Annotated in this window: 25 protein-coding genes and 1 tRNA gene; 5 read left to right on the plus strand and 21 right to left on the minus strand. The window is 72.6% G+C overall.

The genetic code is table 11. The features are described from left to right. Window positions 1–56: 56 nt before the first annotated feature. Complete coding sequence (locus tag ACZ4FH_RS02180) at window positions 57–587, minus strand: hypothetical protein (protein ID WP_467301656.1); 531 nt, start codon at window positions 585–587, stop codon at window positions 57–59. A gap of 237 nt (window positions 588–824) precedes the next feature. Here ACZ4FH_RS02180 and ACZ4FH_RS02185 point away from each other — a divergent pair, with 237 nt between their 5' ends. Together ACZ4FH_RS02185 and ACZ4FH_RS02190 are read left to right on the plus strand one after the other, a co-directional pair. Next, a complete protein-coding gene (locus ACZ4FH_RS02185) occupies window positions 825–2,219 on the plus strand; it encodes a bifunctional glycosyltransferase family 2/GtrA family protein (RefSeq protein ID WP_467301657.1) in 1,395 nt (464 codons plus the stop codon). After that, window positions 2,216–4,393, plus strand: a complete 2,178-nt coding sequence (locus ACZ4FH_RS02190; protein WP_467301658.1) for an ArnT family glycosyltransferase — start codon at window positions 2,216–2,218, stop codon at window positions 4,391–4,393. The genes ACZ4FH_RS02185 and ACZ4FH_RS02190 overlap by 4 nt, the downstream gene beginning before the upstream one ends. 19 nt (window positions 4,394–4,412) lie before the next feature. On the opposite strand, the gene ACZ4FH_RS02195 is transcribed toward ACZ4FH_RS02190, so the two are convergent. Further along, window positions 4,413–5,276: an endonuclease/exonuclease/phosphatase family protein gene (locus ACZ4FH_RS02195; RefSeq protein WP_467301659.1), complete on the minus strand. Its 864-nt coding sequence runs from the start codon at window positions 5,274–5,276 to the stop codon at window positions 4,413–4,415. A 223-nt stretch (window positions 5,277–5,499) separates the two neighbouring features. Between ACZ4FH_RS02195 and ACZ4FH_RS02200 the strand changes: the two genes are divergently transcribed. Then, complete coding sequence (locus ACZ4FH_RS02200; RefSeq protein WP_467301660.1) at window positions 5,500–6,264, plus strand: TetR/AcrR family transcriptional regulator; 765 nt, start codon at window positions 5,500–5,502, stop codon at window positions 6,262–6,264. A 22-nt stretch (window positions 6,265–6,286) separates the two neighbouring features. On the opposite strand, the gene ACZ4FH_RS02205 is transcribed toward ACZ4FH_RS02200, so the two are convergent. The 5 genes from ACZ4FH_RS02205 to ACZ4FH_RS02225 form a co-directional block, all read right to left on the minus strand. Beyond that, a complete protein-coding gene (locus tag ACZ4FH_RS02205) occupies window positions 6,287–7,246 on the minus strand; it encodes an NAD(P)-dependent oxidoreductase (protein ID WP_467301661.1) in 960 nt (319 codons plus the stop codon). 5 nt (window positions 7,247–7,251) lie between these two features. Further along, window positions 7,252–7,722 carry a PPOX class F420-dependent oxidoreductase gene (locus tag ACZ4FH_RS02210; RefSeq protein WP_467301662.1) on the minus strand — a complete coding sequence of 157 codons (471 nt, stop codon included), beginning with the start codon at window positions 7,720–7,722 and terminating at the stop codon, window positions 7,252–7,254. 88 nt (window positions 7,723–7,810) lie between these two features. Then, window positions 7,811–8,629 (minus strand): YceI family protein, encoded by an 819-nt coding sequence (locus ACZ4FH_RS02215; RefSeq protein ID WP_467301663.1) that lies wholly within the window; start codon window positions 8,627–8,629, stop codon window positions 7,811–7,813. Between the two features lie 317 nt (window positions 8,630–8,946). Further along, window positions 8,947–11,376 carry an MFS transporter gene (locus ACZ4FH_RS02220; RefSeq protein ID WP_467301664.1) on the minus strand — a complete coding sequence of 810 codons (2,430 nt, stop codon included), beginning with the start codon at window positions 11,374–11,376 and terminating at the stop codon, window positions 8,947–8,949. Window positions 11,377–11,477: 101 nt separating this feature from the next. Continuing rightward, entirely contained in the window at window positions 11,478–11,996 is a 519-nt protein-coding gene (locus ACZ4FH_RS02225; RefSeq protein ID WP_383631879.1) for a MarR family winged helix-turn-helix transcriptional regulator, read from the minus strand. Window positions 11,997–12,300: 304 nt separating this feature from the next. On the opposite strand from ACZ4FH_RS02225, the gene ACZ4FH_RS02230 reads away from it, so the two are divergent. Further along, complete coding sequence (locus ACZ4FH_RS02230; protein ID WP_383631882.1) at window positions 12,301–12,516, plus strand: hypothetical protein; 216 nt, start codon at window positions 12,301–12,303, stop codon at window positions 12,514–12,516. Window positions 12,517–12,541: 25 nt separating this feature from the next. Here ACZ4FH_RS02230 and ACZ4FH_RS02235 read toward each other — a convergent pair whose 3' ends face one another. The 9 genes from ACZ4FH_RS02235 to ACZ4FH_RS02275 form a co-directional block, all read right to left on the minus strand. Then, entirely contained in the window at window positions 12,542–12,856 is a 315-nt protein-coding gene (locus ACZ4FH_RS02235) for a hypothetical protein (protein ID WP_467301665.1), read from the minus strand. 637 nt (window positions 12,857–13,493) lie between these two features. Then, the gene (locus ACZ4FH_RS02240; protein WP_467301666.1) at window positions 13,494–14,360 is read right to left on the minus strand and encodes an RNA polymerase sigma factor SigF; all 867 of its coding nucleotides are present in this window, start codon (window positions 14,358–14,360) and stop codon (window positions 13,494–13,496) included. Between the two features lie 234 nt (window positions 14,361–14,594). Next, window positions 14,595–15,443 (minus strand): RNA polymerase sigma factor SigF, encoded by an 849-nt coding sequence (locus ACZ4FH_RS02245; RefSeq protein ID WP_383631890.1) that lies wholly within the window; start codon window positions 15,441–15,443, stop codon window positions 14,595–14,597. A gap of 191 nt (window positions 15,444–15,634) precedes the next feature. Next, complete coding sequence (locus ACZ4FH_RS02250; protein ID WP_383631893.1) at window positions 15,635–15,928, minus strand: Dabb family protein; 294 nt, start codon at window positions 15,926–15,928, stop codon at window positions 15,635–15,637. A 10-nt stretch (window positions 15,929–15,938) separates the two neighbouring features. Then, window positions 15,939–16,103: a hypothetical protein gene (locus tag ACZ4FH_RS02255; RefSeq protein ID WP_383631896.1), complete on the minus strand. Its 165-nt coding sequence runs from the start codon at window positions 16,101–16,103 to the stop codon at window positions 15,939–15,941. A gap of 403 nt (window positions 16,104–16,506) precedes the next feature. Further along, window positions 16,507–16,594, minus strand: a tRNA-Ser gene (locus ACZ4FH_RS02260). Window positions 16,595–16,694: 100 nt separating this feature from the next. Then, window positions 16,695–17,198, minus strand: coding sequence for a tRNA adenosine(34) deaminase TadA (gene tadA, locus ACZ4FH_RS02265; RefSeq protein ID WP_467301667.1), 504 nt, complete (start codon window positions 17,196–17,198; stop codon window positions 16,695–16,697). A 47-nt stretch (window positions 17,199–17,245) separates the two neighbouring features. Then, complete coding sequence (locus ACZ4FH_RS02270; RefSeq protein ID WP_467301668.1) at window positions 17,246–17,791, minus strand: tRNA adenosine deaminase-associated protein; 546 nt, start codon at window positions 17,789–17,791, stop codon at window positions 17,246–17,248. Between the two features lie 257 nt (window positions 17,792–18,048). Further along, entirely contained in the window at window positions 18,049–18,321 is a 273-nt protein-coding gene (locus tag ACZ4FH_RS02275) for a hypothetical protein (RefSeq protein ID WP_467301669.1), read from the minus strand. A gap of 103 nt (window positions 18,322–18,424) precedes the next feature. On the opposite strand from ACZ4FH_RS02275, the gene upp reads away from it, so the two are divergent. Beyond that, window positions 18,425–19,060 carry a uracil phosphoribosyltransferase gene (upp, locus tag ACZ4FH_RS02280; RefSeq protein ID WP_467301670.1) on the plus strand — a complete coding sequence of 212 codons (636 nt, stop codon included), beginning with the start codon at window positions 18,425–18,427 and terminating at the stop codon, window positions 19,058–19,060. A gap of 74 nt (window positions 19,061–19,134) precedes the next feature. Here the strand turns inward: upp and ACZ4FH_RS02285 are convergent, their stop codons facing one another. The 5 genes from ACZ4FH_RS02285 to ACZ4FH_RS02305 form a co-directional block, all read right to left on the minus strand. Next, window positions 19,135–19,731 carry a LytR C-terminal domain-containing protein gene (locus ACZ4FH_RS02285; protein ID WP_467301736.1) on the minus strand — a complete coding sequence of 199 codons (597 nt, stop codon included), beginning with the start codon at window positions 19,729–19,731 and terminating at the stop codon, window positions 19,135–19,137. 143 nt (window positions 19,732–19,874) lie between these two features. After that, window positions 19,875–20,171 (minus strand): type II toxin-antitoxin system VapB family antitoxin, encoded by a 297-nt coding sequence (locus ACZ4FH_RS02290; protein WP_383631910.1) that lies wholly within the window; start codon window positions 20,169–20,171, stop codon window positions 19,875–19,877. 242 nt (window positions 20,172–20,413) lie between these two features. After that, window positions 20,414–21,034, minus strand: a complete 621-nt coding sequence (locus ACZ4FH_RS02295; protein WP_467301671.1) for an HhH-GPD-type base excision DNA repair protein — start codon at window positions 21,032–21,034, stop codon at window positions 20,414–20,416. A gap of 123 nt (window positions 21,035–21,157) precedes the next feature. Next, on the minus strand, window positions 21,158–21,571 hold the full coding sequence (locus ACZ4FH_RS02300; RefSeq protein WP_467301672.1) for a YciI family protein: 414 nt from the start codon (window positions 21,569–21,571) through the stop codon (window positions 21,158–21,160). Between the two features lie 152 nt (window positions 21,572–21,723). Continuing rightward, window positions 21,724–23,754, minus strand: coding sequence for a TerD family protein (locus ACZ4FH_RS02305; protein ID WP_467301673.1), 2,031 nt, complete (start codon window positions 23,752–23,754; stop codon window positions 21,724–21,726). Between the last annotated feature and the right edge of the window lie 75 nt (window positions 23,755–23,829).

A 23,829-nucleotide genomic window follows, 5' to 3' on the forward strand; every position in this document is an offset into this window, starting at 1 on the left:
CGGGAAGAGGAGCGGTGGCTGCCGCCGCCGCTCCCCCGGGGCGGCGGCGGCAACGGTCACCGGCTGCGGACGCTGATCGACGGCTTCGCGCCCGCCGCGCCCTTCGCGTCGAAGACGTAGTACGCACCCCAGCCGGGCTTTCCGGCCGGCGTGACCACCTTGGCCTGGAGCGTGCGGGTCCCGAACGTGAGGGCGACCTTGGTCGTCGACGTCACCGGACCCCGGTAGATCCCGGCCCAGAGAGCACCGGAGGCGTCGCCCTGGCTCAGCGTGGCCACCTTCCCGGGCAGCACCTCCGCGACGTTCAGGCCGCTCGGCGTGGCCGAGGACGGCGCGGAGACGTTCAGGCCCTTCGGCGTGAGCCACAGCGTGCGGCCGGCGACGGAGATCCGCTCGCCCGGCGTCACCACCCGCACGGAACCGGTGGGGGCGGCCGCCGGGTGGGAGACGACGGCGGGAGTGGCCGCGAGCGGCGCCGCGCTCACGGACGAGGCGACCGCCACGCCCGCACCCGTCGCGAGGACGGCCGCGCACACGGCACCGGCCGGCCAACCGCGCTTCCGGCGGCGCGAGTCGAGGGATGTCATCGATGAACTCCTGTGGGTCGAACAGCACCGGCGTCCGGCCCCTCGGGGCCGGAGCAGACAGACCCTTGCGTCCTGTCCACCCCCCAGACGGCCCCCGCGCCACGGAAAGCTGCTCCCCGGGAGCCATCGGTGCGTGTGGCGCTCGTCACACATGCTTCGGCGGGCGCGGGACCACTCACAGCCGCACCACAGCCACGCCACACACCCGTGACAGCGCCGTTGGCGACGGTCGATGGCATGCGAACCGAAAGTCCTTGGAGCACCTTGCCGGCCCGGGACCACCTCCTGGCCGGGGCGGGTGGTGCCGCGGGTGCACCCGTGCTCGATGTGGTGGTACCCGTCTACAACGAGGAGAAGGACCTCGAACCGTGTGTGCTGCGGCTCCACGACCATCTGGCGCGGACCTTCCCGTACGCCTTCCGGATCACGGTCGCGGACAACGCCAGTACGGACCGGACGCCCGAGGTGGCGCAGCGGCTGGCGCGGTCGCTGCCCGGGGTGCGGTCGTGGCGGCTGGAGGAGAAGGGGCGGGGCCGGGCGCTGCGGACGGTGTGGTCGCAGTCGGAGGCCCCGGTCCTCGCGTACATGGACGTGGACCTGTCCACCGACCTCAACGCGCTCCTCCCGCTCGTCGCCCCGCTGATCTCCGGCCACTCGGACCTGGCGATCGGCTCCCGGCTGGCGCGCAGTTCGCGCGTGGTGCGCGGGCCGAAGCGGGAGTTCATCTCGCGGGCGTACAACATCATCCTGCGGTCGTCGCTGGCCGCCCGGTTCAGCGACGCGCAGTGCGGGTTCAAGGCCATCCGGCGGGACGTCGCACAGCGGCTGCTGCCGATGGTCGAGGACACCGGGTGGTTCTTCGACACGGAGATGCTGGTGCTGGCCGAACGGGCCGGGCTGCGCATCCACGAGGTGCCCGTCGACTGGGTCGACGACCCCGAATCCACCGTCCACCTCGTGCGGACCGCCACCGACGACCTGAAGGGCGTATGGCGGGTGGGGCGGGCGCTCGCCGTCGGCTCGCTCCCGCTGGACCGGCTCGCCCGGCCCTTCGGCGACGATCCGCGCGACCGCGCGATCGGGGGCGTCCCCGGCGGGCTGGCCCGCCAACTGGTCGGCTTCTGCGTCGTCGGCGCCCTGTCGACCCTCTTCTACCTCGCCCTGTACTCCCTCTTCCGGCTCGGCGCCGGCCCCCAGCTCGCCAACGGCGGCGCGCTCCTCGTCTCCGCCGTCGCCAACACCGCCGCCAACCGGAGGCTCACCTTCGGCGTACGCGGCCGGGGCGGCGCCGTCCGCCACCAGGCGCAGGGCCTCGTGGTCTTCGCCATCGGCCTGGCCCTCACCGCCGGTTCCCTGGCGGCCCTGGGAGCGGCCTCCGCCTCCCCCGCGCACTCCACCGAACTGGCGGTGCTCATCGCGGCCAACCTCGCCGCGACCGTGCTGCGCTTCCTGCTCTTCCGCGCCTGGGTCTTCCCGGACCGCGACCGAGGAAACCCCGCGCACGCCGCCGGTCCCGCACCGGCCTTCCCGGACCGCGAACAGGCAAACCCCGCACACCCCATGACAAACCCCGCCACCGTTCCCGCACCCCCCTCCACCGAAACCGCACCCGACCCGAGGAACGCCCGATGACCACGCTCGACCCCGCCTACGCGCCGGCCCGGCCGGACACGCCCCCGGGGCACGCACGGGCCGGACAGCCCCTGCCCCGCCGCGTCTGGCGCGGCAGGGAGGAGGACGCCCCCTGGGTGCGCCCGGCCTTCCTCGTCCTGCTGCTGGCCATCACGCTGGCGTACTTCTGGAACCTCAGCGCGTCCGGCTACGCCAACTCCTTCTACTCCGCCGCCGTGCAGGCGGGCAGCCGCAGCTGGAAGGCGTTCTTCTTCGGCTCGCTCGACGCGGCGAACGCCATCACCGTCGACAAGCCCCCGGCCACGCTCTGGCCGATGGCCCTGTCGGTGCGGGTGTTCGGGCTCAGCTCCTGGGCGATCCTGGCCCCGCAGGTGCTCATGGGCACGGCGACGGCCGGGGTGCTGTACGCGGCGGTGCGCCGCCGGTTCAGCGCCGCCGCCGGGCTGATCACGATGGCGGTCTTCGCGCTGACACCCGTCGCCGCGCTGATGTTCCGCTTCAACAACCCCGACGCGCTCCTCGCGCTGCTGATGACCGTCACGGTCTACTGCGTGCTGCGCGCGATGGAGCACGGCCGCACGAAGTGGCTGGTCTGGGCGGGTGCGGCGGTCGGTCTGGCCTTCCTGTCCAAGACCCTCCAGGCGTTCCTGATCCTGCCGCCGCTGGCCGTGCTGTACGCGGTGTTCGCACCGGTCCCCGTACGCAAGAGGTTCGGGCAGCTCGGCCTGTCCGCGCTCGCCGTGCTCGTCGCGGGCGGCTGGTGGGTGGCGATCGTCGAACTGTGGCCCGCCTCCTCCCGCCCGTACATCGGCGGTTCGCAGAACAACTCGTTCCTGGAGCTGACCTTCGGCTACAACGGGCTCGGCCGGATCAACGGCGACGAGACCGGCAGTGTCGGCGGCGGGGGCGGTCCGGGCGGCGGCTCCGGCGGGCAGTGGGGCGAGACCGGCCTCACCCGGATGTTCAACTCCGAGATCGGCGGCCAGATCTCCTGGCTGCTGCCCGCCGCGCTGATCCTGCTCGTCGCGGGCGTCTGGCTGACCTGGCGGGCCCGGCGCACGGACACCGCACGGGCGGCGTTCCTCGCCTGGGGCGGCTCGCTGCTGATGACGGCCCTCGTCTTCAGCTTCATGGCGGGCATCTTCCACCAGTACTACACGGTGGCCCTGGCCCCGTACCTGGCCGCGCTCATCGGCATGGGCTCCACCGTCCTCTGGGAGGAACGCGCCCGCTGGTGGGCCGGTGCGACCCTCGCCGTGACCTCGGTCGTCACGGCCTGCTGGGCGTACGTGCTCCTCGGCCGCACCTCCGACTACCTGACCTGGCTGCGGCCGGCCGTCCTCGCGGCCGGACTCCTCGCCGCGCTGGGCCTGCTCTTCGTGTCCCACCTCGGGCGCCGGCTCGCGCTCCTCACCGTCGGCGTCGGCCTCGCCGCCGCGCTCGCCGCCCCGACGGCGTACAGCCTGAGCACCCTGAACACGGGCCACCAGGGCTCCATCGTCACCGCCGGCCCCTCCGGCGGGGGCATGGGCGGTCCCGGCGGCGGCCCCGGCGGCGGCGGTGGCCGAGGCGGCATGCGGCCCCCGGGCGGCCAGGGCACCCAGCAGGGCGGCGGCATGGGCCAGCCCCCCACCGGCAACCCGCCGGGCCAGAACCAGGGCCAGAACCAGGGCCAAGGCCAGAACCAAGGCCAGGGCCAGAATCAGGGCCAGGGCCAGGGCCAGACCGGCCGTCCGCCCGGCATGGCCGGCGGCGAGGGCTTCGGCGGCGGAGGCATGGGCGGCGGAGGCGGCATGGGCGGCCTGCTCAACGGCGCGTCCGTCGGCTCCGAGGCCAAGAAGCTGCTGGAGAAGAACGCGGACGACTACACCTGGGCCGCCGCGGCCATCGGCTCGCAGAACGCGGCCAGTTACCAGCTCGCCACCGGCGACCCCGTGATGGCGATCGGCGGCTTCAACGGCAGCGACCCGTCCCCGACGCTCTCCCAGTTCAAGAAGTACGTCGAGGACGGCCGCATCCACTACTTCGTCTCCGGCGGCATGGGCGGCGGAGGAGGAGGCATGGGCGGCAGCGGCAGCTCGTCGGAGATCTCCTCCTGGGTGGAGGAGAACTTCACCGAGGTCACCGCCGGCAGCGCCACGTTCTACGACCTGACCCGGCCCAAGAGCGGCTGAGCGCCGGAGCAGGCCGGACTCAGCGCCGCAGCTCCAGGTCCGCGACGACGGGGCGGTGGTCCGAGGCGAGCGTCTCGGGCACCGCCGCGTCGCGCGCCCGCACGGTGCCCGTGGACACCGCCACGTAGTCGATGCGCTGCACCGGGCTCTGCGCCGGGAAGGTGGGCGCGCCCGGCTCGACGTCGGTCAGCTCCTGCCAGAGCGGGGCCAGTTCCGGCGCGGCGGGCGCGGCGTTGAAGTCGCCGAGCAGGATCTGCCGCACCGGCCCCCGCGTCCGCGCCCGGTCCTCGGCCATGATCCGGCGGGTGTCGGCGACCTGGGCGGTGCGGACCGACGGGTCGCCCCGGTAGTCGAGATGCGTCGCGTAGACGTGGACGGGCAGCCCGCGCACCCGGAGCACCACTTCGCCGAAGCCGGGCGCGGGCGCCGGGACCGGGTTCGGGTCCTGCGTGGAGAGCCGGGTCAGATCGTGGTTCTCGGCGCTCACGATCCGGTACCGGGACAGCACCGCGACGCCGAACTCGCGCCGCGGACCGCCCTCCGCCACCGGATCGAAGCTGTAGATGGGGGCGAACGACACGTGCATGCCCAGCCGTTCGGCCAGCTCCGCCGCCAGATCGCGGTTCTGGCTGCGGTCGCCCCAGTGGACGTCGACCTCCTGGAGCCCGATGACATCCGCGTCGAGCGCGCGGAGCGCGGCCACCTGCCGGTCCAGATCGAAGACGTTGTCCATGCCGGCCCCGGCATGGATGTTGTACGTGGCCACGCGCAGCGGCACCGACTGCCCCGGGCCGTGCCCGGCGGCGCTCGCGGGCGGTGCGAGTGCGGCCCCCAACAGGCCCGCGGCAAGCAGGACTTCCACCGTACGACGACGCAGTGACATACCACTCCAGTCCTTGTCGGAACAGCGATCGCCGCACCGTACCGCGCACGGCCGCGCCGGACATCGCCGCGACATGACCGTGTGGTGTACAGGAGAATCGGCACAGGCCGGTCACGGCACCGGCAGCGGCATAGCATCGGGGACGTACCGGACCAGACTGCTCCGCTTGTTGCGGCGGAGGCGTGTCGCCGGTGCGTTCCGCCGGTGAGACGAGGAGTGCGCCATGGTGTCCGCGGCCGACCGCGCGAAGGACCCCGCCCGTACCAGTGTGTGGCTGACCCACCGGCCGCCCCCGCGCACCCGCAGGTCCGACCGCCCCGCCGGGCTCGACCGGGACAGGATCACCGAGGCCACGGTCCGGCTGCTGGACGCCGAGGGCCTGGCGAAGCTCTCCATGCGCCGGCTCGCCGCCCGGCTGGACGTCACGGCGATGTCCCTTTACTGGTACGTGGACACCAAGGACGACCTGCTGGAACTGGCCCTCGACCGGGTCTACGGCGAGATCGCCGCCCCGCCCCCGGAAGCCCCCTGGGAGCCCCGGCTGCGCGCCCTGGCACGGGCCTACCGGGGGCTCCTCGTCCGGCACGTCTGGGTCTCCCCGCTCGCCGGCACCTTCCTCAACTGCGGCCCGCACGCCACCCGCATGTCCCACGCCGTCCAGGACGCCATCGGCGCCACCGGACTGCCCCGGGAGCGGCAGGCCGGGGCGCTCTCGGCCGTCTTCCAGTTCGTGTACGGATTCGGCACGGTCGAGGGCCGGTTCGGGCAGCGCAGCGCCGAGGCCGGGCTCAGCAAGGACGCCTGGTTCCGGCGGGCGATGGCCGCCGTCCAGGACCAGCCGCAGCTCGGCCCGGCCGTCGACGGCGTCCGGGACCTCATCGCCGCCCGCGGCGGCGACACCGTGGAGGAGATGTACGAACGCGACTTCTCCTTCGCCCTCGACCTGCTGATCGCGGGCATCGACGCGATGCGCGCCCGGTACGCGTAGCGACCGCCGCACGGCCCCGGGATCAGTACCCCCGCCCCGGCTCCACCGCCAGCGCCGGGACCCGCCCCGCGCGCAGCTCCCGCAGACAGGCCGTGAAGTCCGTGATCACGTCCTCGTCGGCCGTGATGCCCGCGGAGTGCGAGGTGACGACCGTACGGGGCAGCCGCCAGCAGAGGTGGTCCGGCGGCGCGGGCTCGTCCGGCAGGACGTCGAGGACCGCGCGCCCCACCGTGCCCGCGTCCAGCGCCGCCGCCAGCGCCTCCAGGTCCACGGTCGCACCGCGCCCCACGTTGACGAAGGTCGCCCCGCCCATCGCCGCGAACCGGTCCGCCCCGAAGTACCCGTCCGTCCCCGCCGTCAGCGGCAGCGCGGCCACCACCCAGCGGGCGTCCACCGGTTCGTCCGGTGCGACGGTGGCGTCGAAGCCGGGCGGCACCGCGCGCGGGGTGCGGACCACGCCCACCGTGCGGATGCCGCAGGCGCGCAGCAGCGCGGCGACGGCCGAGCCGATGCGGCCGGTGCCGTGGACGACGGCGGTGCGCCCGAAGGCCGGTTCGGAGGGGATGCGGCGCCATTCGGCCCGCGCGTGCTGCGCGGCGAACTCCGTGACGGACTGGCACTCGGCCAGCACCCAGGCCAGCACGTACTGGGCGATCCGCTCGCCCATCAGCCCCACCGTCCGGGTCAGCAGCGCGCCCGGCGGCCACGGACCGGCGTCCAGCAGCGCGTCCGTACCGGCGTTGACGCTGTGGAACCAGACCAGCCCGTCCCCGCGCAGCGCCTCGGGCAGCGTGGCCCCCACGTACACGTACGGACCGCCGTCCGGCGCACCGCCGCGCTCCACCGGGCGTCCGGCGGCGCGCTCCAGGGCGGCGGCGGCCCCGGGACCGACCTCGGGACCGGCCAGCAGCCGGGCGCGGTCCAGCACACCGGGGCCGGGGAGGGGCACGGACAGGGCGGGGCGGGGGAGCGGAACGGGCACGGCGGTCAGCTGCCCGGGGCCAGACGGGCGGGGAAGCCGCCGGTGGCGACGGGGCTCCAGCGCTCCGGGGTGATCCGGATGATCGACTTGCCCTGCTTGACCATCGCCGCCCGGTACTCGTCCCAGTCCGGGTGCTCGCCCGAGATGTTCCGGAAGTACTCCACGAGGGGTTCGACGGAGTCGGGGGAGTCGATCACCTCGGCCGTGCCGTCGATCTGGACCCAGGGCCCGTTCCACTCGTCGGACAGGACGATCACGCTGACCCGCTCGTCCCGCTTGGCGTTGCGGGTCTTGGCCCGCTCCGGGTACGTGGAGACGACGATGCGGCCGGAGTCGTCGACGCCGCAGGTGAGCGGGGAGCCCTGGGGACGGCCGTCGGACCGGGTGGTCAGCAGGATCGCCCGGTGCCGGGGCCGTACGAAGGCCAGCAACTCGTCGAGTCCCACGGCGGTGTTGGTCGCGATGTTGGATGCCATGCGACCGACCCTACGTCCGGGGCGGGCCGGAACGGCGGTGGCGGCTCCGTGCCCCCGGCGCCCCCGCCCCCGGCCCCGCGCCGTCCGCTCAGGCGGCCGGCAGGGTCTCCCCCTGCACGGCCTGGATGTCCAGCTCGACCCGCAGCGTGGTGCCGATCGCCGAAATGCCCGCCTGGACCACCTGGTTGTAGTTCATCGCGAAGTCCTCGCGGCGCAGCTCCGCCGTCGCGCCGAACGCCGCGCGGACCCCGCCCCACGGGTCGGGGCCGGTGCCGAGGTAGCTGAGGTCCAGGTCGACGGGGCGCTCCACGCCGTGCAGCGACAGCGTGCCGTGCACGGTCCAGCGGTCCGGGCCCGCCGGGGTGAGCCCGGACGAGCGGTAGGTGATCTGCGGGAACCGCTCGGTGTCGAGGAAGTCCGGCGAACGCAGGTGCTTGTCGCGCATGCCGTTGCCGGTGTCGATGCTGGCCGCGTCGATGACGGCCTCCACCCGGGAGTGCTGGATGTCCTCGGTGATCTCGATCCGGCCGCTGAAGTCGGTGAACCGGCCGCGCACGCTGGAGATCCCCAGGTGCTGGGCGACCGCGCCCACCGTGCAGTGCGCGGGATCCAGCGACCAGGCGCCCGGTGGCGGCAGCTCCACGCCGCCCTGCCGGGCCAGCACGACCGTGCCGGTCTCCACGGTGCCGCTCGCCGTGACGAGGGCCGTGGAGGCGGCGGGCGCGTACCCGACCGCGGTGACGATCACGGTGTACGCGCCGGCCGGCAGCGGGGTGTCGGCGCGCACCGCCCCGTCCTCGTCCGCCGCGGCCCGCAGCACCTGCGTCCCGGTCATGTCGGTGACCGTCACGACGGCGTGCTGGACCGCCCAGCCGTCCCGGGTGCGTACCTGTGCGCGAAGTCCCATCCCGTTCTCTCTCTCCTTGCTCGTGCCCCGCCCGTCGACCGGGAGAAGCACCCCATGAGTCGCCCCCGCCCGATCCCCGGAGGAACACTCCACGAGTCACCCCCTCATCGGTTCCCCGGAGGGAGCACTCCATGAGTCGCCCGCCGGTTCACCGCGGGGGCACTCCATGAGTCGGGCCCCGGGGCGGGGACGGCAGGCCGTCCCCTGCCTGCCGTCCCCACCGCCGGGGCCCATTTCTCCGCCGGCCGGGACAGCCTCTCCGCTCGAAGCGCCGTCCCGCCAGGGGTCCTGCGTGTCCGGGCCGCTGCCCGGACGGGTCACTCGCCCGGGTGGGCGAGCTCGATGTCGTGGCCGTCGACTCCCTCGCCGGCCACGGTCAGGGAGTCGGCCACCGGCGGGTAGCCGGTCGCGACGACCGAGTACTCGCCCGCGTCCAGGTCGGTGAAGGCGTACGCCCCGTCCTCCCCGGTCGTCGAGGTGGCGATCACGTTGCCGGCCGCGTCGACCAGCGTGACCCGGGCGTCGGGGAGCGGACGGTGGTCCGCCCCGGCCCGCACCACGCCCTGGACCAGCGCACCGGCCTGGAGCGAGGCGTCGACCCGGGTGATCCCCTGGCCGCCGACCTCGACCGGCAGGGCCAGCGGGCGGAATCCGGCCGCGTTGACCGCGACGGTCACCGTGCCCGGGACCAGCTCGCCGAAGGCGAACTCGCCGCTCTCGCCGGACTTGCCGGTGGCCAGGACGTCGCCGCGCACATCGGTCACGACGACCATGGCGTCCTCGACCGGGGTGTCGCCGTCGGCGGACCGCACGGTCCCGGCCAGGCCACTGGTGCCGGCCAGCAGGATGTCGAACGCGAGCGGCTCGTCCGCGACGACCACGGTGGAGGCCTGCGGCTGGAAGCCGTCGGCGGAGGCGATCAGGACGTAGCTGCCGGCGCCCGGGGCGTCGACCGCGTACGAGCCGTCGGCCTGCGCGACCGAGATGCCCAGCTGCCGGCCGCCCAGCGAGATCAGGGTGACGGCGGCCTGGGCGACGGGCGCCCCCTCGGCCCCGCGCACCACACCGCGGACCGCGGTGCCCGCGGCGGTGGCCGCCGCGGCGGTCTCCTCCAGGGTGTCGACGGCGGTGACGCCCGCGGCGCCCTCGGCGACCGTGGCGGCCGCACCGGACGGGACCTCGGCCAGGACCGCGGCCTCGACGGGGGCGGTGACCTCGGCCTTGGTCTCGGCCGGGACCTCGCTGACCGCGTTCGTCTTGAGCGCGACCTCCTTGATGAAGAGCGTGATCAGGAAGGCGACCAGCGCGGCCGGGGCGGCGTACAGGAAGACGTCGCCGACGCCGTGGCCGTACGCGGCCTCCATGACCGTACGGAAGGGGGCGGGCAGCTTGTCCAGGTCGGGGATGCCCCCGCCGCCGGTGCCGCCGTGGCCGAGGGCCGCGCCCTGCGGGCCGAGGTCGGCGAGCCCTTCCTTGACGTAGTGGGTGACGCGGTTCGCCATGACGGCGCCCAGGGCCGAGACCCCGATGGCACCACCGAGCGAACGGAAGAAGGTGACGACGGAGCTGGCGGAGCCGAGGTCCGAGGGGTCCACCTGGTTCTGCGTGGCGAGCACCAGGTTCTGCATCATCATGCCGATGCCGAGACCCATCACGAACATGAAGACCGCGATGTGCCAGTACGTCGTGTCGTAGCGGATCGTGCCGAGCAGCCCGAGACCGGCCGTGACCAGGAAGCCACCGCTGACCAGCCAGGCCTTCCAGCGGCCCGTCTTGGTGATGATCTGGCCCGAGATGGTCGAGGAGAGGAACAGACCGGCGATCATCGGGATCGTCATCACACCGGACATCGTCGGCGACTTGCCGCGCGCCAGCTGGAAGTACTGGCTGAAGAAGACGGTTCCGGCGAACATCGCGATGCCGACGAACAGCGAGGCGAGCGAGGCGAGGGTGATCGTCCGGTTGCGGAAGAGCCGCAGCGGGATGATCGGCTCGCTGGCCCGGGACTCGGTGAAGACGAACAGCAGCGCGAGGACCAGCGAACCGACCAGCATCGCGCCGGTCTGCCAGGACAGCCAGTCGTACTTGTCACCGGCGAAGGTGACCCAGAGGAGCAGCAGGGAGACGGCGGCGCTGATGAAGAAGGCACCGGTCCAGTCGACCTTGACGTCCCGCTTCACGACGGGGAGCTTCAGGGTCTTCTGCAGCACGATCAGGGCGATGACCGCGAAGGGCACGCCGACGTAGAAGCACCAGCGCCAGCCGAGCCAGCTGGTGTCGGTGATGACACCGCCGAGCAGCGGGCCGCCGACGGTGGCGACGGCGAAGACCGCGCCGATGTAGCCGCTGTAGCGGCCGCGCTCGCGCGGGGCGATCATCGCGGCCATCACGATCTGGGCGAGGGCGGAGAGACCGCCGACGCCGATGCCCTGGATCACCCGGCAGGTGATCAGCATGCCGCTGCTGGTCGACATACCGGCGACGACCGAGCCCGCGACGTAGATGACCAGGGATATCTGGACCAGCAGCTTCTTGCTGAACAGGTCGGCGAGCTTGCCCCACAGCGGGGTGGTCGCCGTCATGGCCAGCAGCGAGGCCGTGACGACCCAGGTGTACGCGCTCTGTCCGCCGCCCAGGTCGGAGATGATCTCCGGAAGGGCGTTGGAGACGACGGTCGACGACAGGATCGCGACGAACATGCCGAGCATGAGCCCGGCGAGCGCTTCCATGATCTGCCGGTGTGTCATCGGCGCGCCGTCGGAGGATCCGTGTCCTCCGTGCTTGGCGTGGCCGCCCCGCACACCGCTTGGTGTGGTCGTAGCCATTGAGTTCCTTGTCTTTGCTTCTGTTACACGGGTGTACGGGTGTACGAGCCGTCGCTGTCCGTCTGCCGGTGGCGGCAGTCGCCGCTGTGCCGTCCGGGGGCGCACCCGCCGGAGCCGCGACAGGAGAAGCTGTCGCGCAGCCGGGCCAGCAGCGTGTTGAGCTGTCCGACCTCTTCGTCGGACCAGTCCTGGAGGTGGTGGGCGAACATCTCGGTGGTCCGCGCGTTCAGGTCGGCGAGCACGCCCAGGCCCGCGGGGGTCAGCCGCAGTATCCGGGAGCGCTTGTCCGCGGGGTCCGGGGACCGCTCGATCCAGCCGCGTTCCGCGACATGGGCGACGTGCCGGCTGGTCACCGACATGTCGACGTCGAGCAGTTCGGCCAGTCTGCTGATCCGCATCTCACCGTGCTGGTTCAGCAGGGCCAGGACGGCCGCGGACCCTCCGGGGCACTCCGCCGGAAGGATGCGTCCGAGCCCGCGTTTCACGGCCCCGATGGCGCTGAGCTGCCGGGCCAGTTCCTCGTACCCACCTCGCGCGGCCACGGGACCTCCGGCTTCTCGTCACGACCATCTTGTTGCTTAGGGCAACCATAGAAGCCGTTGGTTGCTGCAGGCAAACGAAAAGGGGCTTGCAGAAGTAAAGGAACGCAAAAGGCTCCGTAGGGCGTCGGTCAAACGCCCAGCGTGTGCCGTACGGGAGAGGCGGATGTGGCGTGCGCCACTCGGGTGACGGCGGCCGGGGCGCCCCGGGGGCCGGGGCGAGAGCCGGAAGAAGGTACTCCCCTTCTCTCTCCCGCGTGGCCCCGGGGGTTGGGTCGTACCGCCGAGTTCGCTAGGGTCCTGGCCCATGGCACACAATCCCCACGCCCCGCAGGGCCCCGAGGGCAACTACGACCCGGCGGGCAGCACCCAGATGTTCCGCGCCTTCGTCGACGAGGGCGAGCCGCAGCGCCGGCAGCAGACCGCCGCCGCCCCGGCGTCCGGTTCGCGGACCGGGCTGATCGCCGCCGTCATCGGTGTGATCGTCGTGCTCGGCGCCGTCGCCTGGCTCGCGCTCGGCTGACCGTCCGGTCGCCGCCCTTCCCCCGTCACTTCCAGTCGGCGGTCACGTCCCGGGTCTCGATCCGCATGCCCAGGGGCACCCGCCAGGCGTCCACGCAGACGGTGTACGTCTCCTTCCGCGTCGCCCCCGCGCCGATCGGTGCGGGGAGCGGCGCTGTCGATTCCCGGGTCGCCCAGTCGATGCCCAGCCCGCCGATGATGTGCGTGGCGAAGGTGACGGTGCCCGAGCGGACCTCCGTACCGCCGGTGTTGCGGAACCCGACGGTGACCTTCTCGCACCAGCGCACGTCCGCGGCGGCCCGCACCGGCTCCCCGACCTCCAGCGCGGCAGGCCCCGGCACGGACGGCGAGGGACCTCCGGCCCCACCGGAATCACCGCCGGCCCCGGTCCCGCCGGAACCACCGCCCCCGCCGCCGCTCGCGGCCCCTCCGGACCCGTCACCACCGCCGGCCCCCGCGCCGCCGCCCGGACCCGCGCCCGCACCGGGCCCCGTGCCGCCCCCGGACCCGGACGCGGCGCCTCCGGACCCGCCGGACCGTGCGGAACCCGCTCCGGGCCCGCCCGCGCCCCCTGAAGCGCGCGTGCCGTCCCCCGCGCCCCCCGACCCGTCGGCGCTCCCCGAGGGTCCCGGACCTCCGCCGTCCGGCGAGGCACCCGGACGGCCACCGCCCGCGCGCTTCCCGTCCAGCGGGATCAGCGTGACCTCGCCCGAGGGCGCCCCCGCGCCCGGGGACGGCCCTCCGCCGCCCGCTCCGGCCGCGCCGACCGCCGTGTAGCCGCCGCCGCCCTTCCCGTCGCCGCAGCCCGTCAGGACGCCGCCCAGGCACAGCACGGCCGCCGAGGCGACGAGCGCGGTGCCCCGGCGGCCGGAAGGACCCAATATCTGACGTCGCATCAGAACAGTCTGTCTGACGGACCGTCAATGAGGAACCCCCCGCCGCCCCTCGCGGGCGGACGGGAGGATGTGCGGACGGGGGTCAGTCGGCGATCAGACCTTCCCTGAGCTGGGCGAGCGTGCGGGTGAGCAGGCGCGAGACGTGCATCTGGGAGATGCCGACCTCCTCGCCGATCTGCGACTGGGTCATGTTGGCGAAGAAGCGGAGCATGATGATCTGCCGCTCCCGGGCCGGGAGTTTGGCGAGCAGCGGCTTCAGGGACTCGCGGTACTCGACGCCCTCCAGCGCCGTGTCCTCGTATCCCAGCCGGTCCGCGAGCGAGCCCTCGCCGCCGTCGTCCTCGGGGGAGGGCGAGTCGAGCGAGGAGGCGGTGTAGGCGTTGCCGACGGCGAGGCCGTCGACGACGTCCTCCTCGGAGACGCCGAGCGCCTTGGCCAGCTCCGGGACGGTCGGCGAGCGGTCGAGCTTCTGGGACAGCTCGTCGCTGGTCTTGGTGAGGGCGAGCCGCAGCTCCTGGAGCCGGCGCGGCACCCGCACCGACCAGGAGGTGTCGCGGAAGAACCGCTTGATCTCGCCGACGACGGTGGGCATCGCGAACGTCGGGAACTCCACGCCGCGTTCGCAGTCGAACCGGTCGATCGCCTTGATCAGGCCGATGGTGCCGACCTGGACGATGTCCTCCATCGGCTCGTTGCGGCTGCGGAACCGGGCGGCGGCGTAGCGCACCAGGGGCAGGTTGAGCTCGATGAGCGTGTCCCGCACATAGGCGCGCTCCGGGCTGTCCACGCCGTCCGGCCCCGGGGCGGGCCCCAGCGTGGCCAGCCGCAGGAACAGCGAGCGGGACAGCGTACGGGTGTCGATGGCTTCCGACGAGCTGGTGAGCGCAACGGGTGCGGGTGCGCTCTTGGTGAGCGTGAGCACCTTCGAGCTGCCCTGTTCTGCGGACATGCCACCCCCTTGAGGTCGCGGACGGTCGCGGTGGCCGCGACCATCGGAGGAACGCTGCCTCCACCTGAATACCGGAGGGGAGGCTGCGGCAAACGCGGTTCCCGCAGAATGTCACATGTCGGCAACACGCTGTAGTGACATGTCGACAAGTCAAGGGGGAGTCTGCGCAGTTAACAAGGGGTGTGCGGCATTTCGGGCCGCCTTCCGGCTCCAGGAACGGTCTACCCGTTCTGGTTATGCCTCGATCCTGTTTGCGGATCGAAGTCGGGCAAAACTTCGGGCCAGGAGTCTTGACACATGCATCTGGGAGACTCCGAGTTCGGCACTGATCTGGGACTGCGTCAGATTGCTGTAGTAGCGCAGCAACAGGATCCGCTGCTCGCGTTCGGGCAGCTGTACGAGGAGATGGCGGACCAGATCGCGGTGCTCGACGCCCGCGAGGGCGGGGTCCTCGTAGCCGAGCCGGTCGAGGAGTCCGGGCAGCCCGTCGCCCTCCTGGGCGGCTTCGAGGGAGGTCGCGTGGTACGAGCGCCCGGCCTCGATGCACGCGAGGACCTCGTCCTCGGAGATCTTCAGCCGCTCGGCGATCTCGGCCGTGGTGGGGGAGCGCCCGTGAGCGGTCGTCAGGTCCTCGGTGGCGCCGGTGACCTGGACCCACAGCTCGTGCAGCCGGCGCGGTACGTGGACGGTGCGCACGTTGTCGCGGAAGTAGCGCTTGATCTCGCCGACGACGGTGGGCATCGCGAACGTGGGGAACTGGACGCCGCGTCCCGGGTCGAAGCGGTCGATGGCGTTGATCAGGCCGATGGTGCCGACCTGGACGACGTCCTCCATCGGCTCGTTGCGGCTGCGGAACCGCGCGGCCGCGTACCGCACCAGCGGCAGGTTCGCCTCGATCAGCGCCGCCCGCACCCGTCCGTGCTCCGCGCTTCCCGGCTCCAGCCCCTGGAGCCGGCCGAACAGGACCTGGGTGAGGGCCCGGGTGTCGGCCCCCCGGCTGCGCGCGGGCGTGGTGCCGCCCTCGGTCCCGGGGGCGGGCTGGGCGCTCTGGGGAGGCACTTGAGGCGCTGTACTGGCCGGCACGGTGACGCCACCCCTCTGCGGTCGACTCAGCGGTCAACATCGGTCAACTCATCCGTCAAAAGCGGTCATAGCATCACAAGACAGGCCCACTATGTGCAAGCACCCCATAGCGCCGTGTTGACCGCACAACGGTTTAAACACAAAGAAAAGCCCCTCACCGCTGTGGTGGGGGGCTCGCAGGGCCGATGGCGTCAGAACGGGTAGTCGGCGATCACCCAGGTGGCGAACTCCCGCCACTGACCGGCCGCGGCCTGGTGGGCCGGGTGCTCCAGGTAGCTCTTGAGCGCGGCCTCGTCCGCGACGGCGGAGTTGATGGCGAAGTCGTACGCGATCGGCCGGTCGGTGATGTTCCAGGCGCACTCCCAGAACTCCAGCCCCGGCACCTGGTCACCCAGCTCCGCGAAGGCCCGCGCCGCCGCCACGACCCGCGGCTCGTCCCGCTCGACGCCGTCGTTCAGCTTGAACAGCACCAGGTGGCGGATCATGCGGACTCTCCTACTTCACCAGCTCGGACATGAAGTCGCCGACGCCCTGAGCGGCGTTGGAAACGCCTTCGAACCCTACCTGGACCAGGTCCGCGGCCCGTTCGGGGGAGTTGATGATCGTGTAGAGCACGAAGACGACGATCGCGTAGAGGGCTATCTTCTTGACTTCCACCATCAGCCCCTGACTCCCCTTCGATCCCCTGTGCAGTCGGGCGGAGTCTATCCGTACACCTGACCGGATCCACCGGGGTTGTTTCGATCACTCACCCGGTCTTTAGGGACCATCGGCCCCCGGATCGGGGCCCTTCGCCGCCTCCCGCGCCCGGCTCCGCGCGCCAGGATGGACAGCGAGCCCGGCGGACCTGGCAGGAATCCGCAGGGCGCGGAGCAGGCCCCACTGTGGGGCGCACGTCGCGGCCTTCCCCCCTGATCGCGACGGGCGTCGGCGGACCTGTTCTCATCGGGGGAAGCGGCTTGTCCCCCCGATGCCGCTTCCCCCGACCTGATCGCCGCGGGAAGGTTCCCGTACGGAACAGCACGAAGGGCCCGGTCCTGATGGACCGGGCCCTTCGTCTTGCTGGCGGTAGCGGAGGGATTTGAACCCTCGGTGAGTTTCCCCACACTCGCTTTCGAGGCGAGCTCCTTCGGCCGCTCGGACACGCTACCGAGAGAGAGCTTAGACCATCTCGGCCGTCCGCCGAAATCCGATTCCCGGCACGGCCCCCGCACGGCCGCCGGAGCACCCCCGGCGCCCGGGGAACGCAGGTCAGCGGTGGCGGAAGAAGGAGGTCAGCAGGGCGGCGCAGTCGGCCTCCAGGACGCCGTGGATCACCTCGGGGCGGTGGTTGAGCCGGCGGTCGCGTACGAGGTCCCAGAGCGAGCCGGCCGCTCCGGCCTTCTCGTCCCGGGCGCCGTAGACGACGCGGTCCACCCGGGCCTGCACCAGGGCTCCCGCGCACATGGTGCAGGGCTCCAGGGTCACGACCAGGGTGCAGCCGGACAGCCGCCACGCGCCGAGCGCGGCGGCGGCCCGGCGCAGCGCCAGTACCTCGGCGTGGGCGGTGGGGTCGCCCGTCGCCTCGCGTTCGTTGTGGCCCGTGGCGAGCACGCTGCCGTCCGGGCCCAGGACGAGGGCGCCGACCGGCACGTCGCCGGCCGCCGCCGCACGGTCGGCCTCGTCCAGGGCACGGCGCATGGCCGCCCGCCACGGGTCCCGTACGGGATCGTGGACGGCCGGGTCCGGCGGGCGCGGGCGGGAAGCATCGGTCACCCGCGGACCCTAACGCCTGACCAGGGGCTGTTACGGCCGGACAGGCCCTAGCGGACGGTCTCCAGGACCTCGGCGGCTCCCAGCGCGTCCGCGATCTCCGTCAGCGCGTCCGTCCGCAGCGTCAGCAGGTCCGCCTCCGCGAGACCGAGGTCCGCCAGGATCCCGGTGTCGCCGAGCGGACCCGTCGGCACGGCGTCGTCGTCCGGTCCGTCGTCGGTGGTGTCGTTGTCGGGGGTGTCGGGTTCGCCGTCCTCCGTACCGTCGAGTCCGACGAGCTCTTCGAGGGCGGCAATCGAGTCCTCGGCCCCGGGTTCGCGGCCGAGCAGTTCATCGGTGAGCAGGATCTCCCCGTACGAGGAGCGGGCGGCGGCGGACGCGTCCGAGATGTAGATACGGGGGTCCTCCTCACCGTCCACCCGGACGACGCCGAACCAGGCGTCCTCCTGCTCGATGAAGACGAGCACCGTGTCCTCGTCCACCGAGGCATCACGGGCCAGATCCGTCAGATCGGACAGGGTCTCCACATCGTCGAGCTCCGTGTCGCTCGCTTCCCACCCGTCTTCGGTGCGCGCGAGCAGTGCGGCGAAGTACACCGTGACTCTCCCACTGGTCTCAGGGTCGCTCGTCCGGATCGCGCCGGGTCCGCCGGAGCTGCGATCCGGCCCGCTCCGGACGAAGGGCCCTAGGTGTGTCGGTCCGACGGGAGGGCAGTCGGTGGTCCGGCTGCCCTGCGTCCCGCCCATCGGAATCGTGGCAGAAACCTCGGCCTCGCGAGAGCAGTTCCGCCGTTGCGTCGGCCACCAGTTCTCCCCAGGGCCCTCACCAGGCCGTTTCCGGCCGATCACCGCGGCTACCAGCGAAAGGTCCTCATCCGCATGGCCTGACGCATTCTGGCGGCCTTGACCCGGCGCGGCTGGACCCGGTCGCGGAGCGCCTTGGCCTCGTGGAGTTCGCGGAGGAACTGGGCGCGCCGCCGACGGCGCTGCGCGTCGCTCTCGGGCGCGTCCCCGGAGCCCTGCGGGTCCTGCGGGTCCCGCGCCCGCGGCGCGTCCCGGACCTCGTGCGGACCGGGCGCGTCGGGCGTCCCGCGCCCGTCCCGTTTCCGCCTCGCCCCGTCCGGCATCCGCACATCACCCCCAGGCTGGGTCCGTATGCCCCCACCTTCCCCCCGAACGTGCGGTTGATGCCAGCGCACGGGTACGGGAGGCGCGGTTACTGTTGGTGTCATGCGGATCCACGTCGTCGACCACCCGCTGGTCGCGCACAAACTCACCACCCTGCGCGACAAGCGCACCGATTCCCCGACCTTCCGGCGCCTCGCCGACGAGCTGGTGACCCTGCTCGCGTACGAGGCGACCCGCGATGTGCGCACCGAGCAGGTCGACATCGAGACCCCGGTGACGGCCACCACCGGAGTGAAGCTGTCGTACCCCCGCCCGCTGGTCGTCCCGATCCTGCGGGCCGGCCTCGGCATGCTCGACGGCATGGTGCGGCTGCTGCCGACCGCCGAGGTGGGCTTCCTGGGCATGATCCGCGACGAGGAGACGCTCAAGGCGTCCACGTACGCGACCCGTATGCCCGAGGACCTCTCGGGCCGGCAGGTCTACGTCCTGGACCCGATGCTCGCCACCGGCGGCACGCTCGTCGCGGCGATCCAGGAGCTGATCCGGCGCGGCGCGGACGACGTCACGGCGGTCGTGCTCCTCGCGGCGCCCGAGGGCGTCGAGGTGATGGAGCGGGAGCTGGCCGGGACGCCGGTCACCGTGGTCACGGCCTCGGTCGACGAGCGGCTGAACGAGAACGGCTACATCGTGCCCGGCCTCGGCGACGCGGGCGACCGGATGTACGGCACGGTCGACTAGGACCCGGCCGCGACAGACCCGCACGGGCCCTCCCGCGCAGCCTTCCGGCGCGCGGGAGGGCCCGTGGGCTTGTGTCAGCAGCCGGACGGCGCCGGGGCGGGCTTCGTCAGGGCGGTCAGGGCGGAGGCCGCCGCCTGGGGCGTGCTGAACGCCTTGAACGTCGTCCCGATGATCAGGTCGACGTCCGCCGTCTTCCGGGCGTCGGTCTTGGTCTGCGCCCCCGGCAGCTGCGTGCCGAGCACCGGGAACGTGCCGTTGGCGGCGGCCGGCGCGCCCAGCAGGATGCCGGGCCCGGGGACCTTCTTGTCGTAGGCGTCGGTGGCGTTGCCGACCTTGCCGATGGCGAAGCCGCGTTTCTTCAGCTCGTCGGCCGCCGACTTGGCCAGCCCGCTGCGCGGCGTCGCGTTGTAGACGTTCACCGTGATCTTCGCGGGCTTCGGGAGGACCTTCGCGGGCGCGGACGGCTTGGGCGAGGGGCAGTCGGTCGTGCGGTCTGCGGCGCTGGCCTGCTTGTCGCCGCCCGTGAAGACGTCGATGAGCTGCAGCGAGCCCCAGCCGACCAGCCCGAGGGCGAGCACGGAGGCGGTGGCCGCGACGATCAGCCTGCTGCGGCGGCGGGGGCGCCGCATGCGGGGGTACTTGTCACCCGTGATGCGGTACTTTCCGCCCATGCCGGGGGGAGTGAGCATGCTCATGGGCGCAGCGTAGTGCGACCCGGTGATGATGCCTATTTAATGATGGACCGCTCGCACCCGTCCGAGTGCGAAAGCACCCGAACGAACCCGGTGCGGGTCGAACACACCGGCGTGGGGTCTCAGCCGAGTTCGAGCACGCGGGCGTGGAGCACCTGGCGCTGCTGGAGCGCGGCGCGGACCGCCCGGTGCAGCCCGTCCTCCAGATACAGATCGCCCCGCCACTTCACGACGTGCGCGAAGAGGTCGCCGTAGAACGTCGAGTCCTCGGCGAGCAGCGTTTCGAGGTCCAGCTGGCCCTTGGTGGTCACGAGCTGGTCGAGGCGGACCGGGCGCGGCGCGACATCCGCCCACTGCCGGGTGCTTTCCCGGCCGTGGTCGGGATAAGGCTTCCCATTTCCGATGCGCTTGAAGATCACACGGAAAGCCTACCGGCCGGGAGCCCCCGGGCGCAGCCATGGACGGCGACTGCGCGCCTGTCCGGGATGCCGTACAGAGGTCGCATATGCACTGATTCCGGAATTGGCACCCCCGGGCCCCGCGCGTCACCCACCTCGGCCCGTCCCGTCCCTTCCCGCCCCGGCCCGGTCCGTCCCGGCCCGCCGCCTCCCCCCCCGGGTCCGGGGAGCCCGAGGGCGGCGGGCGGACCCGGGAGGAACGCTCATCGCGTCTTCGCGGCGGCCTTGGTCGCCTTCGCGGCCCGTTTGGCCTCCTGCTTGAAGGCCCGGACCTCGGCCAGGGACTCGGGTCCGGTGATGTCGGCGACGGAGCGGTGCGAGCCCTCCTCCCCGTACGCTCCGGCCGCTTCCCGCCAGCCGGGCGGCCGTACACCGAACTGCTTGCCCAGCAGCGCCAGGAAGATCTGTGCCTTCTGGGTGCCGAAACCGGGCAGGGCGTTGAGCCGCTTGCGCAGGTCGGCCCCGCTGCCGGCACCCGTCCACACCGCCTCGGCCACACCGTCGTACTGCGCCACGAGGTACTGGCACAGCTGCTGTACCCGCTTGGCCATCGAGCCGGGATAGCGGTGCAGGGCGGGTTTGGCGGTGAACAGCTCGATGAACGCCTCGGGGTCGTACGCCGCGATCTCGTGCGCGTCCAGATCGTCCCCGCCCATCCGCTGCGCCAGCGCGTGCGGCCCGGCGAACGCCCACTCCATCGGCACCTGCTGGTCCAGCAGCATGCCCACGAGGGCGGCCAGCGGACTGCGTGCGAGGAGTTCGTCCGCCTCCGGCTCCTGGGCGATCCGGAGCGTGATGTCTGGGCCCTGCTTGCTGTCGGTCATGGACCAGATGATTGCGAGCCCGGGGTGCCGCGGCCAGTGAAATCACCGCTGATGCGGTGGTTTGCAGCCGTTTGCCCGTCACGGGCGGCCGGCCTCGGCGGACCCCGGCCTCGTCCGTACGCGTCACACATCGCCTCCGCCGTCGCCGATGGGCCGGATGACGACGGCCCGCGCGGGTGTGCCGGCGGGCTCGGGGCACTGGGTGACGCGCGCCGCGATCTCGGTGACCCGCTCCAGGCTCGCGCAGTCGAGCACCCAGTACCCGGCGACGACCACCTCGTCCTTGTCGTACGGATCGTCGGTGACCACCGGCCGCCCGTCCGCGCCCGCCGTGACGAACCGGGCCTTCGCGGGCTCGACGAGCCCCTGGGCGTCCACCAGCTCACCACTCCGCGTGAGTTCGTCGTTGAGCGCGCCCATGAAGTCGAACATCGCCCGAACGTCCTCCTCGCTCCAGGCCACCGGGCCGGCCTGCGGATTCCCGCGCATCGTCTCGTAGTCCGCCTGCGAGCCCTGCACCATCACCAGGTACTTCACGTTCCGCTCCTTCGTTCCGGCCGCCCGGCGCGGGCGGCTCTCACAGGGGACGCCGGAGCGGCGCGACGGCGCCCGGCACCGCGCCGGGGGAAGCGACGAGAGCCCGTAAGAACGCCCGGAACGGGGGAGCGGGGTCCGCGAACGGCGGGCGGTCAGCGGCCGCTCTGCGGCAGATGGGCCACGACATGGGAGTGGAAGCGCCCGACGGCGTCGTCGACGCTGCGGATGAACCCCGATTCGGCGTTGCCGCGCGAGGAGCCCATGCCCTTGAAGAGGGAGAGCCGGAAGCCGGTGATGCGGCTGCCGTCCCGGGGGAGCAGGTCGCCCGGTTCGGGCCGGAGCTTCTCCAGGGTGCCCCGGGGACCGCTGTGCTCTTCGAGGAGGGTCTCGACGTGCAGATCGGCGGGTGCCTCGGCCAGCTGGCGGAGCAGCCGCTTGGCCGTGACGAGGGGGTAGGCCCCCTCCGGCGGGAGGATCTCCATGGAGGTGCGCAGCTTCCCGGTCCGCAGGTCGGCGACGACATGGGTGATGCCCGGCGAACCGTCGACCCGCAGCTCGGCGGTGAGCCGCCCCTCCTCGCAGAGCCGGTCGGCGAGCGCGGCCCGCCGCGACTGGGCGGTGGTGCCGCGCCGGGCCCGCTGGACGGGGAGCGCCTTCTCGCCCAGTTCGCCGCCGAGCCGCAGACAGACCTGGCGGATCAGCCGCTCCCAGTTCTCGACCACCTCGACCGCGCGCTCGTCGCCCTGGCAGAGGGTCTCGGCGTCGATGCCGTTGCGGACGGGCACCCAGGAGGGCCCCATGTTCTGGAACCCGTGGCAGCCGGAGTTCTCGTGCTGGAGGTAGTGCAGCAACTCCTGGAGCAGCCACGCGTGGGCGGCGTTGCCGACGCCCTCGTGCCGGATCAGCATGTGCGCCTGGTGGGTCACCTCGGCCCACGACAGGTGCCGCAACGCGACCTTGTGCTTGCGCCGGCCGTCGATCTTGACGTCCACGAGTGGGCTGCCTTCGAGGGCGACGTCGTTGGACAGGGTGATCACGGCTTCGTACCCGCGCCGCGCCGCGATGTCCATGTAGTTCTGCACCTGCTCGGAACGGAGGGCGTTCCCGTTGGTCTTCGTCTCGACCAGCGCGGTCCAGAGCTTCCCCGCCCGCTCGACCCGGATGACGCCGTCGGGCCGCTTCGGCGTCTCCCCGTGGGGGAGCGACACCTCCGTAAACGTCTGCATCCGCCCGGCCGGCGCCCCGAACCCGGCGGTCAGCCGCCGCCCGAACTCCGGCACCTGCGCCATGACCGACAGCAGCACCGAAGTGGCCCGCACCTCGCGCTCCTTGTCGCTCTTGAGCGACGGCGCGGGGAAGAGCCGCGCATCGTGCCAGGAGTCGTTCTCCGCCAGCGACTTCCTGACCACGGCCGGAAGCGTCACCTTCTTCTTCGCCGTACGGGGCCCTCGCGCCCGCTTGGGCGGGGCGGCGGGCACGGAAGCGGCGGCGGGGGACTCGACGGCGAGGGGCTGGGCGGACGACTCGACGGCGACGGGCTCGGGCGCGGAAGGCGACGGCTCCACCCGAGGCGACGGCACAACACCGACAACACGATCTCCCCCTCCGTCTCCCTCTCCTTCCTCCCCGCCCTCCCCTTCGTCATCCACATCGATCCCGAAGTCGGTGGCGAGACCGGCCAGCCCGGTCGCGTACCCCTGCCCGATCGCCCGGTACTTCCACTCGGCGCCCCGCCGGTACAGCTCACCGAACAGGAACGCGCTCTCCTCCCCGGCCTCGGGGATGGAGAACCCGAGCAGAAGCTCCCCGGTGCGGTCGGCAACGGTCATACGGAGATCGTCCAACTCCCCGAAGTGCGCCCCGCCGTAGCGGCTGGCGGCGACGACGAGGCGGTCGACGTCGTCCGGAACGGCGGTCAGATCGAGGCTGATCCGGTCCTCGCTGCCACTGGCCGTGGGCGTCTTGCCCAGTAGCTGCACACTGCCGTCGGCAGCCGCCGGATGGTTGTAGAAGAAGAAGTCGGCGTCCGAGCGGACCTTCCCGTCCGCGTCGAGCAACAGCACCGACACATCGGCGTCCCCGTCCCCCGCCGAACTGCTCCAGCTCAGACTCGCGACGACCGCCCCGGCCTCGTCACTGAGCTCCGCCAGCCCGACGTTGGCACCCTTGGTCATCTCCCGCATGCGATCCCCCACCCCGGACGCGCGGCCGCGTCCGGGCACACCCTGGCAGCGGCAGCATCCTGCTCCGTGACACAG

It is taken from the genome of Streptomyces sp. NPDC024555, assembly GCF_055559335.1.

What these genes read in the sequence shown, in the direction of transcription:
- ACZ4FH_RS02195 (WP_467301659.1), bottom strand. Translation starts at nt 5,276, where the DNA reads ATGTCACTGCGTCGTCGTACGGTGGAAGTCCTGCTTGCCGCGGGCCTG.
- ACZ4FH_RS02215 (WP_467301663.1), bottom strand. Translation starts at nt 8,629, where the DNA reads ATGGGACTTCGCGCACAGGTACGCACCCGGGACGGCTGGGCGGTCCAG.
- ACZ4FH_RS02295 (WP_467301671.1), bottom strand. Translation starts at nt 21,034, where the DNA reads ATGACCGACAGCAAGCAGGGCCCAGACATCACGCTCCGGATCGCCCAG.
- ACZ4FH_RS02275 (WP_467301669.1), bottom strand. Translation starts at nt 18,321, where the DNA reads ATGCCGGACGGGGCGAGGCGGAAACGGGACGGGCGCGGGACGCCCGAC.
- ACZ4FH_RS02250 (WP_383631893.1), bottom strand. Translation starts at nt 15,928, where the DNA reads ATGATCCGCCACCTGGTGCTGTTCAAGCTGAACGACGGCGTCGAGCGG.
- ACZ4FH_RS02180 (WP_467301656.1), bottom strand. Translation starts at nt 587, where the DNA reads ATGACATCCCTCGACTCGCGCCGCCGGAAGCGCGGTTGGCCGGCCGGT.
- ACZ4FH_RS02240 (WP_467301666.1), bottom strand. Translation starts at nt 14,360, where the DNA reads ATGTCCGCAGAACAGGGCAGCTCGAAGGTGCTCACGCTCACCAAGAGC.
- ACZ4FH_RS02190 (WP_467301658.1), top strand. Translation starts at nt 2,216, where the DNA reads ATGACCACGCTCGACCCCGCCTACGCGCCGGCCCGGCCGGACACGCCC.
- ACZ4FH_RS02255 (WP_383631896.1), bottom strand. Translation starts at nt 16,103, where the DNA reads ATGGTGGAAGTCAAGAAGATAGCCCTCTACGCGATCGTCGTCTTCGTG.
- upp (WP_467301670.1), top strand. Translation starts at nt 18,425, where the DNA reads ATGCGGATCCACGTCGTCGACCACCCGCTGGTCGCGCACAAACTCACC.
- ACZ4FH_RS02185 (WP_467301657.1), top strand. Translation starts at nt 825, where the DNA reads ATGCGAACCGAAAGTCCTTGGAGCACCTTGCCGGCCCGGGACCACCTC.
- ACZ4FH_RS02285 (WP_467301736.1), bottom strand. Translation starts at nt 19,731, where the DNA reads ATGGGCGGAAAGTACCGCATCACGGGTGACAAGTACCCCCGCATGCGG.
- ACZ4FH_RS02220 (WP_467301664.1), bottom strand. Translation starts at nt 11,376, where the DNA reads ATGACACACCGGCAGATCATGGAAGCGCTCGCCGGGCTCATGCTCGGC.
- ACZ4FH_RS02305 (WP_467301673.1), bottom strand. Translation starts at nt 23,754, where the DNA reads ATGCGGGAGATGACCAAGGGTGCCAACGTCGGGCTGGCGGAGCTCAGT.
- ACZ4FH_RS02200 (WP_467301660.1), top strand. Translation starts at nt 5,500, where the DNA reads ATGGTGTCCGCGGCCGACCGCGCGAAGGACCCCGCCCGTACCAGTGTG.
- ACZ4FH_RS02210 (WP_467301662.1), bottom strand. Translation starts at nt 7,722, where the DNA reads ATGGCATCCAACATCGCGACCAACACCGCCGTGGGACTCGACGAGTTG.
- ACZ4FH_RS02230 (WP_383631882.1), top strand. Translation starts at nt 12,301, where the DNA reads ATGGCACACAATCCCCACGCCCCGCAGGGCCCCGAGGGCAACTACGAC.